The sequence below is a fragment of the Erythrobacter rubeus genome (assembly GCF_014705715.1).
GTDB classification, from domain to species: domain Bacteria; phylum Pseudomonadota; class Alphaproteobacteria; order Sphingomonadales; family Sphingomonadaceae; genus Erythrobacter; species Erythrobacter rubeus.
In genome coordinates, this window is record NZ_JACXLC010000001.1 from 2,305,958 (window position 1) to 2,319,479 (window position 13,522).

Genomic DNA, 13,522 nt, shown 5'->3' on the forward strand with positions numbered 1-13,522 from the left:
CCGCACGCCATCCGGCGTGCGAAATCCTCGCTCATGCGGCCTGACGGCCGCGTCGCTGCGGGCGGGCGGGCGGTCGACCTTGCGGTTCGCTTCGCGGACCGATTTATGCCACTACAACTTCTCAAACCTAACCCTCAGCCCGTCCTTCGGCTGCGGGATTGGCCATTCCTGCCAGTCCGGATTATAGCCTTCCGGCACTTCAATCCGGTAGCGCTGGAGCAATTGCACGAGCAGCACCTTCACCTGCATGTAAGCGAAATGAAGCCCCAGGCACATGTGCGCGCCGCCGCCGAACGGCACCCAGGCGTATTTATGCCGGGCCTTGATCTTGTCAGGCGTGAAACGCATCGGGTCGAAGGTATACGGATCGTCCCAATATTCCTCCGAATGATGCGTCCAGTAGATGTTGATACCGACATGCGCCCCGGCAGGAATATGATAGCCTTCATATTCAAAGCTCTTGAGCGCCCGCCGCGGCATTGAGGGCACCGGCGGCACCATCCGCAGCGCTTCCTTGAACGCCATTTCTGTGAGCTCGAGCTTGCCGAGATCGTCGTAATCGAGGCTCCGCGGATTGCCCGATCCATCGGGGCCGCCGGTGACCGCGATGATCTCTTCGCGCACCTTTTCCTGCCAATCCGGGTTTTTGGCGAGGTGATAGATCAGCGACGTTGCGCTCGATGTGATGGTGTCGTGCGCAGCCATCATCAGGAAGTTCATGTGATCGACCACTTCGTCGACCGGCAGCAATGATCCATCTTCGCGCGTGGCGGTGGCGAACTGGCTGAACATGTCCTGCCCGCCGCCCTGCTCGCGCCGCTTATGCGTTTCTGCGGTGAAATAATCGACCAGATATTTGCGGCCGTCGACCCCGCGCTTCATCTTCGTAAAGGGCAGCGGCTTGCGCACAGGCGCGACCGAGGCCTGCACCATATCGACAAACGCGACGTTGATCTTGTCCGCTTCGGGTCCCCACGGAATGCCGATGAAACTGTCAGCCGCGAGATCGAGCGTCAGCTTCTTGATCGCCGGGTAGAACTCCATGGCACCTTCCCAGTTCGCCACATCCTTTGCAATGCCGCGATTGAGCGCACCGGAATAATGCCGCATCGGCTCAGGCTTGAACGCGATCGACAGCGCGCGGCGATCGATCCGGTGGTGGTCGAAATCCATCAGCATGAGCCCGCGCGGGAACAGCTGGTCGAGCACCGGGCCCCATCCCTGCTCGCTCGAAAAGATCTTGTCCCGGTTGAACAGGACCATCTCGTTGGCTTCCGCGCCGATCAGCGCAATATTCCAGCCACCGAAAGCGTGGGTTTTGTAAACCTTGCCGTAAGTCTCGACCATCCGCTTGGTAAAACCGTGCGGATCGGCGAGCTGCTTGAACGTGTTCCCGACAATCGGCCAGCCGCCTTCGCCCGGAATATGAGCAAGCTCATCATCCGACGGCACGCCTTCGGACCAATGTTTGGGAGTGACGGGATTGTGCTGCGCTAAAGTGGCCATGAGACAGTCCGTATCGGGTTCGGATTAACAACTAACTTCAGTGTAAGTAAGCCGCGCGTGCAAATCCAGCGGGAATGCTCAGATCCAGCCGGAAAGCTCCCTGCGGATCAGCGCGTCGATCATTTTGACGCCGCTTGCGCTGACATTCAGGCAGTCGAGAACCGCGTAATCGCTTCCGCCTGCCTCGATAAACTCATCACGCCCTTCAAGCGCAAGTTCCTCCAGCGTTTCGACGCAATCCGCAGCAAAGCCGGGGGCCGCGACGACCAGCCGCTTGGTCCCCTTTTGTCCCTCGGCCACCAAAGTCGCGTCGGTTGCCGGTTCGAGCCACTGGGCAGGTCCGAAGCGGGATTGAAATGTCGTCTCGAACCGCACGCCTTCGAATTCGGGCCGCTCCGCCAACCGTTCGCGCAAAAGCCGGGCGGTCTTGTGACAATGGCAATGGTAGGGATCGCCCTGCTCCAGCGTCCGCTGCGGCATCCCGTGGAAGGATAGCAGCATTACTTCGGGGCGAAACGATAGCGCGGCGACCTGCCGCGTGAGGTCATCGGCCAGCGCATCGAGATAGGCAGGGTCGTCATGGTAAGGGGGCACAAAGCGCAGCGCGGGCTGCCAGCGCATCTCGCCCAAGACCCGTGCGACCTCGTCGAACACCGTTGCAGTCGTGGCGGCACAATATTGCGGATACATCGGCGCGATCAGGATGCGATCGCAGCCCTTCTCGGTCAGCTCGGTAAGGCGCTGCTCGATCGATGGCGAACCGTAGCGCATGGCGTAATCGACAACCACGCTCTCGCCCAGGTCATCCGCAACCGCCTCGGCCTGGCGCGCGGTGATGTCGGCCAGGGGAGAGCCGCGTTCGGTCCAGATCTTGGCATAGGCCTGAGCGCTTTTTTGCGGGCGGGTGTTGAGGATAATTCCGCGCAGGATGGGTTGCCATGCCAGCTTCGGAATTTCGATGACGCGGGGATCGGACAGAAACTGCTTGAGATAGCGCTTGACCGAGCCCGGATCTGGGCCGTCCGGCGTGCCGAGATTGACCAGCAGTACGCCGATCGAACCGCTTTTCACCGGCGGATGGTCATTGGGAAGGCGCTGCTTTTGCCAGGTCATGGTTTGGGTAACGCCCGGGAGGCGATCTATATCCTTCGCTCGGTCTGGTCGAACCTCGGGCGATGGCCTCCGATCCGCGTTAGATGCCGCCTGAAAGTAAGGGCAGGCGGCGCAGTCTCAAGCCTGTCGCAGAAAACAGCGCATTTGCAATCGCCGGCGGCGCGATGACCGCTCCCAATTCTCCCGGATCGGCAGGTGAGGCGGTGCTGGCGACGAATTCGATCTCTACATCAGGGCAATCCTCAAGGCTCGGCAGGCCAAGATCGGCGTAATCGTAGCTTTCCGGCAGCCCAGCCCGAAACGCGATGTTGTTGCCGAGCGCGATACCCATACCGAAAATGAGCCCGCCTTCGATCTGTTGGCGCGCAATATCTTCATTGACGATCCGCCCGATATCGACCGCGGCGCTTAACCGCGTGACGCGCAGCCCGCCCTCGCCCTGGCGCGCGGTCGCGACGCAGGCGATGCGGCCGCCGGTTTCGCTATCGCCGAGCCGGTAGCAGGCGATGCCCTGCCCGCTTTGATCGCGCCCGCCATCCCATTCGGCCATCCGCGCCGCGCGCTGGAGGCAGGCGGCGAGCCGGACGTCGTCACCCAGCATCGCCATCCGGTAGGAAAGCGGCTCGCGTCCGTTCTCCTGCACGATCTCGTCGATGAAGCTTTCGGTCGCGAAGGCCGTGTAGGTGTGAGAGTTTCCTCGGACCCGGCCAACTGGAAGGCCTATTTCAACAGGGATATGGTCGACGACCACGCTCGGCAGCCGGTAAGCAGGCACCGCGCCTTCGCACGCGAGGGGATCCTTCTTCCCTTCACTTTCGCGGATCGCAGCCGAGGAAGTCCGGTTCCGGAAAAAACGCTCGCCAAACTCGTGCATTGCAGGCGGGCAGGCTATGCGAGTCCGCAAAGCCTCGATCGATGCATCGCCCGATTGCGAAAGCTGCGCACCGATCAGGGTGTAAGCCGGTGTGCGCGGCTTCGCGCGGATCATCTCGTCGCGGCGAGGCCAAGTCAGCTGCACCGGACGGCCTAGTTCCTTCGCGATCACAGCGACCTCGATCGCGTGTTCGTGCTCGAGCCGTGCATCGAAGCTGCCGCCTGCCGGCATGGGGTAAAGCACCACGTCCTCAGCGCCCGCGCCGACCGCCTTCGCTGCCGCCTTTCGCGCCTGTTCCGGAGCCTGGCTGGCAATCCATAGCTCAAGGCGCCCATCTTCGTACCGCGCCGCCGCACTCGCCGTTTCGAGCGGAGCGGCAGGGGCAGGATCGACATCGTAGCGGCGCGCCATGTCGACCCGGGTCATCGCCTCCTCGCCCGAACCGGTCTCCGCAATTCGAAACGAAGCCCCGCCATCGACCGTCGTATCGAGCCGCGCGGCGATCTCTGCGCTGTCGACCGGGAATGCGACGCGGAATTGCGGCTTCATGGCGGCGAGCGCTCTTTCCGCGCTCCACCAGGTGTTGGCCACTACAGCGAGCCAGCTTCGCGATCTGACCGCGCCGACGATGCCCGCGACGTTTGCCGCCGCGCTCTCATCGAACTCGGTCAGCTCGGCCCCGTCATTGGGACCGTGGCGGATCGCAGCGAAGACCATGCCCGGCAGCCGCACGTCGCTCGCAAACTGGTAACGCCCATCGACCTTCGACGGCAGATCGATGCGCGGGAAAGCGGGCGGCGCATCGGCGATATCCGGCGGACTGTCCGATCCCGGCAGCTCAGGCCGAAGCGGCGGTGGATCGGGCACGTCCCTCTGCGCAGCAGCTGCTGCCAATTCACCGAATGTCGCGCGGTTTTCCCCCTGCGACACGATCCCGCCGGATACCTCGCACTCCTCCCAGGCGACGTCCCATCTCTCCGCCGCCTCTTGCGCCAGCATGGCGCGCGCAGCGGCGGCGGCGTCCCGGCATGAACCCTCGAAAGCCTCGATCGAAGTCCCGTGGGCCGTGACGTTGAACCGGCTCTCGTGCGCAAACCGCATCGCGATAATTTCATCGGTCGTCTCGCTGAGGCCGGCAGCCAGTGGATCCCATAATGGCATCCATTTCTGCGCAAGCGGAACATTGGCATAGGCAGCCGAAATCGGCGCCGGTTCGATCGCGATCTGCCGCCAGTCCGCGCCCAGTTCCTGCGCGATGACCTGCGGCAGCAGGGTCGTGATGCCTTGCCCCATCTCAAGCTGCGGCACTGCGACGGTCACAACGCTGTCTTCGGCAATCTTCAGCCATGCGCCGAAGACATGCTCTCCGCTCGCCGCCTCCAACGGATCGGGATAGTTTCGGGGGAGCAGGTACCAGGCGACGAGCAATCCGCCGCCGACCGCCGACCCTGCCAGAATGCCCCGCCGCGAAACCCGCACCGCCTAAATGCCCTCACCGCGCAGCCATGCTGCAATGCGCTCGGCGATCGCGTGAAAAGGCTCTGCCCCTTTGCCGTCCGATGCTGCAGGCGGTTTTCCCGCATCTCCGCTTTGCCGCGTTTCCAGCGTCAGCGGGACCCGGCCCAGAAACGGGATTTCGAGCGCTTTTGCGAATTTCTCGACCCCGCCCTGTCCGAAGGGATCGCTGACCTCGCCGCAATGCGGGCATTCGTATCCGGCCATATTCTCGACGAGACCGATAATGCTGACCTCTCCCTGTTCGAACAATTGCCCGGCCCGCGCCGCATCGATCAGCGCCAGGTCCTGCGGTGTGGACACCAGCACGGCGCCATCGGGCTTGCTGTCGGCCATCATCGAAAGCTGCACATCGCCCGTGCCCGGCGGCAGGTCGATCAGCAGGAGATCGGTATCCCCCCAATCAGCATCGACCAGTTGTCCCAAAGCTTTTCCAGCCATCGGACCGCGCCAGGCGAGCGCCTTTCCCGGTGCGACGAGGTGCCCCATCGACAGGACCTTCACGCCATGCGGGCTTTCGAGCGGTATGAGCTTGTCGCCCTGCGCTTCGGGCTTTCGGTTTTCCGTCGCCAGCAATTTGGGCTGCGATGGTCCGTAGATATCGCCATCGATCACGCCGACCTTGTGCCCCTGGCGCGCGAGTGCGACGGCGATGTTGGTCGTCAGCGTGGATTTGCCCACGCCGCCTTTACCGGACCCGATGGCGATGATCCGCCGGCGCTTGCGATCTGCCGTAAGGGCGACGCGGACCTCTTCGACGCCTTCGACACCTTCGAGCGCTTGTCTGTAAGCCACCTCGAGAACCTCGCGCTCTTCAGGGCGCATGTCGCCGGCATCCGCGACGACAATGGCCCGCCCTTTTGAAAGGCGCACCGATTGCACGCGGCGTTCGATATTCTCCGGCATTCCGGAGCGCAAACGCGCCTCGATCGCCTCTGGATTCTCAGCCTCACTCATAGCGCGGAGCCTCTATCATCAAAATCGCCCTGTCCGCTCTTCTTTTCGGACACGAACCCCTGTTTTTCGCCAGATTGCATACCTATAAGGGGATTATGCAGATTTTTGATCGTTTCAGAGCACGCTTTGGCACAGCCGGACAGGGTCTTGCCATGGCTGGAAGGAAAAACCCGTGGGGGAGTGGCACGGGCGGTGCCGGTCAGGGTAGTGGCGACAGCGACCGTCCGACCGGGGACAAGCCGGGCGACGGCGGCTCGGACGGTCCGCGCAATCCTTGGCTCCCGGGCGGTGGCTCTGGCGGCGGCAAGCGCCGCTCCGCCAGCATTGAAGATATTTTCAAGAACCGCGGCCCCGAAGGACCGCGCCGCGGCGGCGGGCCCGGCGGACCAAGCTTTCGCCTTCCCGAAGGACCCGGCGGCCGGAACCTTGTGCCGGTGGTCATCGTCGGCATCGTTCTGATCGGTTTGTTCCTTTCGAGCACTCACCTGATCGAACCGAAGGAAAAGGCTGTCGTGAAAACGCTCGGTAATTACAGCCGCACTCTGGATTCAGGTCTCAACTTCACGTGGCCCTATCCGATCGAGACGGTCGATATCGAAGACGTGGAAGGTGTTCGTGCCGTCAACATCCCGACTTCGGGCGAGCGCGCGAAGCTGATCCTTACCGGAGACCAGAACCTCGTCGATCTGAGCTACATCGTCCGCTGGCGGATCAACGATCTGGCAGACTTCAAATTCCAGCTCGCCGAGCCGGTTGAAACCGTAAGCGAAGTGGCCGAAGCCGCGATGCGCGCATCCGTCGCCGAGAAAACGCTGGATGAGACCTTTACCGGTGCCGGACGCGCCGAGATCCAGCAATCCGTGCGCGAGCGCATGCAGGCCACGCTTGATGCATACCGTGCCGGTATTCAGGTTGTCGGTGTCGAAATTGCGAAGGCCGACCCGCCTAGCGAAGTGGTCGACGCATTCCGCGATGTTTCCGTGGCAGAACAGAATGCCGACGCTGCGCGCAACCAGGCCCGCGGCTATGCGCAGCAGACGATCGCAGGCGCGGAAGGTGAGGCCGAGGCGTTCGACAAGGTTTACGAACAATACCGCCTCGCGCCGGGCGTAACCCGCCAGCGTCTCTATTACGAGACCATGGAACGGGTCCTTGCGCAAACCGACAAGACCATTGTCGAGGCGGAGGGCGTCACCCCGTACCTGCCGCTGCCTGAACTGCGCCGCCGCGCACAGCCCGCGCAAATCACCGCGCAGCCAAGTCAAAATCAGCAGGGTCAATAATCATGGAAGCTCTCTGGAACAATTATCGCTGGGCGGTCATCCTCGTCGCGCTTGCCTTCATCGGCTTCTTGATGAGCGCCTATGTCGTCAATGAAGAGGAACAGGTGGTCGTGGTCCGCACCGGTGAGCCCGTGCGCACCGTGAACACTCCCAACGGCCAGAGCGAGGCCGGGCTGTATTTCCGCGTTCCGATCATCGAATCCGTTCGCACGATCGAAAAACGCGTGCTCGATCTGGAAATGACCGATGAGGAAGTTCTCTCGAACGACCAGCAGCGTCTGCTCGTCAACGCCTATGCGCGGTTCCGCATTGTCGATCCGATCCGCATGGTCGAACGCGCCGGCACCACCGACGGCGTGCGCGTGGCGCTGGAGCCCATCCTCAACTCGGCACTTCGTCAGGAGCTTGGCCGCCGGACATTCGCCGCGATGCTGACGGCAGAACGCGGCACCGCTCTCGCCAATGTCCGCGAGAACCTCGACCGTGAGGCCCGGCAATACGGCGCAGAGGTGATCGATGTTCAGATCAAGCGCACCGACCTTCCCGAAGGTCGCCCGCTTGAATCGGCATTCCAGCGCATGGAATCGGACCGTGAGCGCGAAGCTCGCACGATCCGGGCGCAAGGCACCCGCGACGCGCGGATCATCCGCGCCGAGGCCGACGCAGAAGCCGCGCGGATCTATGCCGACGCTTTCGGCAAGGACGGCAATTTCTACGATTTCTACCGTGCCATGCAGAGCTACGAACAGAGCTTCGCCAAGGGTGAGGGACGCGGCGACAGCTCGATTATCCTTTCGCCGGACAATGAATATCTGCGCCAGTTCCGAGGACAGCGCTGACATCGATCAAACGGCTAGTCCGCTCGGCGTAACTTAATTGCTACGTCCGACGAACCGCTGACATGAGACTACCGGCTACAGCCGTGTTCAATCGCGGTTAAGTGCGTCCAGGCGCATTGTGGGCACGTAAGAATTAACAGGCCTGAGGCCGGAACATGCGATCACCATCGCTCGTTACCGGTCCTTAAAAAGAGGAATAAGAGGACGTGAACAACGTGCGGTATGTTTATGGATTGACGAGCGCTCTTCTGGTTGGCGGTGCAGCGGTGTCGCTGATGACCGGTCAGCCAGCCGGTGCGCAGGTGGCGCAAAACGATTCCAGCGTCATGAGGGATGTCGTGCCGCAGGCCGGCGCCCCTGCCAGCTTCGCGGATTTGACTGCGCAGCTGCAACCCGCCGTCGTCAACATCGCCACCCGCCAGCGCGTCGAGGTGAACCGCAATCCCTTCGCGGGAACGCCATTTGCCGAGCTGTTCAACCGCCGCCGCGGGCAGAACCAGCAGCAACAGCCCCAGACCCGCGAAGCACAGTCGCTGGGTAGCGGCTTCATCATTTCCGCCGACGGTTTCGTCGTCACCAACAACCACGTCGTTGCGCCCAATAACCGCGCGACACTGGAAGAGATCACGGTGACCTTCCCCGACGGCACGGAGTATCAGGCCGAACTGGTCGGAGCGGATGCGGCGTCCGATCTTGCGGTGCTGAAAATCCAGTCCGACCGCACCTTCCCGTTTGTGCAATTCGGCGACTCGGCTCAGACACGGGTTGGTGAATGGGTGGTCGCGATCGGCAACCCATTCGGCCTTGGTGGGACTGTGACAAGCGGCATCGTCTCGGCAGTCTACCGGAACACCGGTTCCGGGTCGGCGTATGACCGCTACATCCAGACCGATGCCAGCATCAACCGAGGCAATTCGGGCGGCCCGCTGTTCGACATGCAGGGCAACGTGATCGGCATCAACAACGCGATCTTCTCGCCTTCGGGCGGGAGTGTCGGGATCGGCTTTGCCATCCCTGCCGAAATCGCGGCGCCGATTGTCGATCAGCTCAAGGAAGGTCTCGAGATCGAGCGCGGCTTCCTGGGTGTGGGTCTCAACCCGATCGACGATGACTTCGCAGACTCGCTGGGCCTGCCGCGCAATCGCGGCGAGATCATTCAGAACGTCCAGGAAGACAGCGCTGCCGACCTCGCAGGCCTGCGTCCCGGCGACATCGTCACGGCGGTAAACGGCAATGAAGTGACGTCCGAACAGACAGTGTCGTTCCTTGTCGCGAATCTTGAGCCGGGCACCAGCATTCCGATCTCCGTCATCCGCGACGGACGCGAATTGACGGTCAACGCCACCTTGGGCCGCCGGCCCAGCGAGAGCGAAATCCAAGACCAACAACAGACGTTCGATCCCGAATCCGAAGAGCCGATGGCACCTGAGGATATGGACACCGAAATCGCGGAAAAGCTGGGCCTGCAAGTGCTCAGCATCACCCCGCAGATCGCGCGTTCGCTGGGCGTTGAAGAGGATACGACTGGCCTCGTGATTGGCCAGGTCGATCCCAATTCCGACGCCGGGCGAAAGGGACTGCGCCGCGGCGACATCATCCTTTCCGCTCAGTACAACGCTGTCGCGACGGTCGATGATCTTCGCGCTGCGATTGCCGCTGCGGAAAGCGACGGCCGCGATGCGGTTCTGCTGCGTGTGCAACGCCGGGGGCAGCCGCCGCGCTTCCTGCCGATCCGCCTACGCTAAGGTTACGTCCGGCTGACGCTCAGCTGGCGTCACGGAACACAAAAAGGGCGCTGCGATATCATCTCGCAGCGCCCTTTTCGTATCGTCAGTTTGCGAGGGCCTGTTCCTCTGCCGCGCGGCGCGGCCTGATAATCCGGACACCTTCGGGCACTGTCGCCGATGACTGCTCCTGCGGAGCCGGAGAACGCTCACGGTTCTGGCCCGGTTGCCGTTCGCGATCACCCGGCAACGCCCCGCCGGTCGCGCGCTCGAGAAAATCCTCACTTACGGCGGGCGGAGCATCTACTGTCGGCGTGTCGATCTGGCCCTGGTCGACAGGCGGATCGCGCAGTTCGCCTTCTATGTCGAAGGGATTGTTCGATGGGTCGCGCTGGCCCGGTTCGATCAGATTGCCGTCCTCGTCGATGAAATAATAATCGTCGGGATCACCGAACAGATATTCGTCATCCGGCTCCAGCCGCCATTCCGGCAGGTTAAGCTCGGTATCGAATTGCTCGACGGCGCGGTCCTTGACCGCATAGCGCATGTACGCAGCGAAGGCGCGCGCAGGGGCGCGTCCACCCTGCAGACCCGATACCGGCTGCGCATCGTCGCGGCCCATCCAGACGCCGGTGGTGATGCCGGAGGAGAACCCGACAAACCAGCCATCCTTGTTGGAACTGGTCGTGCCAGTCTTGCCGGCAACCGGACGCCCGATTTGCGCCGCACGCCCCGTGCCGGTCTGGACCGCCGTCTGCAGGAGATCGGTGATCCCAGCTACGACATAGTCCGCCACGATCACGTTGGTGCGGGGCTTTTCCCGCTCGTAAAGCAGCTCACCATCGGCGGTGGAGACCTTGGTAATGCCGTATGGTTCGATCCCCTCACCTTTTGCAGAAACAGTAGCAAAAGCGCGCGTCATCTCGATCAAGCGGACTTCGGACGATCCAAGCACCATCGAGGGGAAAGTCGATACAGGCGAGCTAATTCCGAACCGGCGCGCCATCGATGCGACGGTGCCGAAACCGACCTCGTTCCCCAGCTGCGCAGCGACCGTGTTCACGGAATAGGCAAAGGCCGAGCGCAAATTGGTCTCGCCGATATTGCGCCCGTTGGAATTGCGCGGACTCCAGCCGTCGATTGTCACCGGCGTATCGACCACGCGGTCATCGGGCGTGTATCCAGCCTCAAGCGCGGCGAGATAGACGAACAGCTTCCAGGAGGATCCGGGCTGGCGCATGGCGGCGGTAGCCCGGTTGAAATTGGTTTCGACATAGTCGGTTCCGCCGACCAGAGCGAGGATCGCCCCATCCCGGTCCATGCTTACCAGCGCCCCTTGCGAACCGTTCGGCGTGTTGGATTCGATGGAAGCCGTCGCCGCCCGCTGCATGCCGACATCCAGCGTCGTCCAGACCTCGATCGGGGCGAAGGTTTCGGGCAGCAGAATATCGAGCTGCGGCAGGGCCCAGTCGGTAAAGTAGCGGACCGAATTCTGGCCGACTTGCTCCTTCAGTTCGACGGTGTCCACATTCACCGAAGCCTGACGCTCGGTGATATATCCCTGCTCACGCATGAGCCGCAGAACCGTACGAGCCCGCGCAACGGCGGCGTTGACATCGGCTGTGGGAGAATAGCGACTTGGTGCCTTAACCAGCCCGGCGATGATCGAAGCCTCGGCCACGCTCAAATCGGTGGCCGGATGGCTGAAGAACGTCCGGCTCGCGCTGTCGACACCGTAGGCACCACCGCCGAAATAGACCTTATTGAGATAGAGTTCGAGGATTTGCTCTTTCGAGAACTTCCATTCGAGCGCCATCGCAAGCACGGCTTCGCGGGCCTTTCGGTCGAATGTCCGGTTCGAATTGAGGAAGATATTGCGTGCCAGCTGCTGACTGATGGTCGAAGTGCCGCCGATCCGGTCGTCGCCGGTAAACCCTTCCACGATGGCGCCGGTCAGGCGATACGGATCGATGCCGAAGTGCGAGTAATATCGCTTGTCTTCGACCGCGATCATCGCGTTCTTCATATTGGCCGGGATCTCATCGAAATCGAGCCATTCGCCGAAGCTTGGGCCCAATTCGACGATCTCGCTCCCGTCCCGTGCTCTAACCAGGATCGTCTGCGCATTCTGGGTCGATTTCAACTGGTAAAAGCTGGGAATAGACCGCGCGGCGAACCCCACCGCGAAAGCGAGGAAGATCGCGCCCAGAACCGCCGCCGCGCCGCCCCATAAAACAACCCGCTTGGTCCAGCGCCAGATCCAAGAGGGTTCATCCGCCCTAGCGCTCGTCTTGCGCTTTTTCGCAGGCGTCCGGGATGCGGCGCGTTCCGCCGCCGCGCGGCGCGACCCGCGCTTGCCCTTGTTCTGCAATCGGTCACCCCGTTTCGACATTCTGGTTTATTTGTCCGTGCAATGAAAACCGCCTTGCCCGCTCTGCTTAGGCAAGTTGTAACCCGGCGTGAACACCGGCGGGCGCGTTAGGCCCCGTTTTGGCGAGAAGGTCGCCTTAATCGTCCTTGTCGAAATTGAGCGCAGCGGAATTGATGCAATACCGCATCCCGCCCTCTTCGGGCGGACCATCGGGAAATACGTGCCCCAGATGCCCGCCGCATTTCGCGCAGAGAACCTCGGTGCGGATCATGCCAAAGGAAACGTCGCGTTTCTCTTCGACCGTCTCTTCTTCGGCGGGCTTGGTGAATGCCGGCCAGCCGCATCCGCTGTTATACTTTGCGTCGCTTTCGAACAGCACCGTGCCGCATCCGGCGCAGGTGTATTCGCCCTCTTCGTAGTGCTTGTCGTATTCGCCCGTAAAAGCACGCTCGGTGCCTGCTTCGCGCAGGACGTGATATTGCTCTGCCGTCAGTTTCTTGCGCCATTCGGCATCGGTCAGAGTTTTCAGATCGTCACTCATTTCGTTCTCCATCACACCTCTAAATGGTGCGGCGGATAGGACGTTCCAACCCTGGCCCCAGCCTTAGGCCGAGCCTTAGCCATCGACCAGCGCGTAATGCGCCGGCGGCTTGATCACGTCCATGCGTTCGGTGAGGAGCGGGCGGAAGCTCGGACGGCTCTTGAACACGGCGTACCAGCCGCGGGTCTGCTCGTGCCCGGTCCAGTCGATCCCGCCGAGGTAGTCCGCGACGCTGATCTGTGCCGCAGCGGCGAGATCGGCCATGCTCATCGTCGATCCGGCGAGCCAGGGGCGATTGTCGATCAGCCAGTCCATGTAATCGAGATGGCCGTGCGCCATCTTCATCGCTTCTCGCAGCGCGCGGCTATCGGGCGGCTGGCGCAGGACGATCCGTTTCTTCATCCGCTCGGACAGAAGAGGCGCGGTGACGTCAGCGTAGAAGTTCTCGTCGAACAGCGCGGTCAGGCGCCGAATCTCCGCCCGGCCCGTCGCAGTGCCGTTGATCATCGGAGAGCGATCGACCGTCTCTTCGAAATATTCGCCGATCGCCCGACTGTCCGCGATGACGATGCCCTTGTCGTCATTCACCAGCACCGGCGTCCGGCCAGCAGGATTGAGGTTGAAGAAAAAATCGGAAGCCGTCCACGGATCCTCGCGCACCAATTCATAGGCGATGTTCTTTTCGCCCATCTGCAAGCGGATCTTGCGACTGAATGGACAGAGGGGAAATTGGTAGAGCTTCCACATTACGGTTAACGCAATGCCTGAAAACGCGGCGGAAAGCTATCGCGTTGCGGGT

At 62.1% G+C, this 13,522-nt stretch carries 10 protein-coding genes; 3 read left to right on the forward strand and 7 right to left on the reverse strand.

Annotation, left to right across the window (positions count from 1 at the left end; translation table 11 throughout):
• Positions 1–111: 111 nt before the first annotated feature.
• The 4 genes from IB285_RS11390 to IB285_RS11405 all read right to left on the reverse strand — a co-directional run bounded on the left by IB285_RS11390 (position 112) and on the right by IB285_RS11405 (position 5,914).
• Positions 112–1,506, reverse strand: a complete 1,395-nt coding sequence (locus IB285_RS11390) for a cytochrome P450 (RefSeq protein ID WP_190788282.1) — start codon at positions 1,504–1,506, stop codon at positions 112–114.
• A gap of 78 nt (positions 1,507–1,584) precedes the next feature.
• Complete coding sequence (hemH, locus tag IB285_RS11395) at positions 1,585–2,619, reverse strand: ferrochelatase (RefSeq protein ID WP_190788283.1); 1,035 nt, start codon at positions 2,617–2,619, stop codon at positions 1,585–1,587.
• Positions 2,620–2,698: 79 nt separating this feature from the next.
• A complete protein-coding gene (locus IB285_RS11400) occupies positions 2,699–4,972 on the reverse strand; it encodes a molybdopterin cofactor-binding domain-containing protein (protein ID WP_190788284.1) in 2,274 nt (757 codons plus the stop codon).
• 3 nt (positions 4,973–4,975) lie between these two features.
• Positions 4,976–5,914, reverse strand: a complete 939-nt coding sequence (locus IB285_RS11405; protein WP_407925622.1) for an Mrp/NBP35 family ATP-binding protein — start codon at positions 5,912–5,914, stop codon at positions 4,976–4,978.
• A 146-nt stretch (positions 5,915–6,060) separates the two neighbouring features.
• Here IB285_RS11405 and hflK point away from each other — a divergent pair, with 146 nt between their 5' ends.
• The 3 genes from hflK (at position 6,061) to IB285_RS11420 (ending at position 9,832) form a co-directional block, all read left to right on the forward strand.
• On the forward strand, positions 6,061–7,248 hold the full coding sequence (hflK, locus tag IB285_RS11410) for a protease modulator HflK (protein WP_234033137.1): 1,188 nt from the start codon (positions 6,061–6,063) through the stop codon (positions 7,246–7,248).
• Between the two features lie 2 nt (positions 7,249–7,250).
• Positions 7,251–8,087, forward strand: a complete 837-nt coding sequence (gene hflC / locus IB285_RS11415; RefSeq protein WP_190788286.1) for a protease modulator HflC — start codon at positions 7,251–7,253, stop codon at positions 8,085–8,087.
• 206 nt (positions 8,088–8,293) lie between these two features.
• Positions 8,294–9,832 (forward strand): Do family serine endopeptidase, encoded by a 1,539-nt coding sequence (locus IB285_RS11420; protein ID WP_328705884.1) that lies wholly within the window; start codon positions 8,294–8,296, stop codon positions 9,830–9,832.
• Positions 9,833–9,917: 85 nt separating this feature from the next.
• Here IB285_RS11420 and IB285_RS11425 read toward each other — a convergent pair whose 3' ends face one another.
• From IB285_RS11425 to IB285_RS11435, 3 genes are all read right to left on the reverse strand, one after another.
• Entirely contained in the window at positions 9,918–12,203 is a 2,286-nt protein-coding gene (locus tag IB285_RS11425; protein ID WP_190788287.1) for a transglycosylase domain-containing protein, read from the reverse strand.
• 115 nt (positions 12,204–12,318) lie between these two features.
• A complete protein-coding gene (gene msrB / locus IB285_RS11430) occupies positions 12,319–12,723 on the reverse strand; it encodes a peptide-methionine (R)-S-oxide reductase MsrB (RefSeq protein ID WP_190788288.1) in 405 nt (134 codons plus the stop codon).
• Between the two features lie 75 nt (positions 12,724–12,798).
• The gene (locus IB285_RS11435) at positions 12,799–13,470 is read right to left on the reverse strand and encodes a glutathione S-transferase family protein (protein WP_190788289.1); all 672 of its coding nucleotides are present in this window, start codon (positions 13,468–13,470) and stop codon (positions 12,799–12,801) included.
• Between the last annotated feature and the right edge of the window lie 52 nt (positions 13,471–13,522).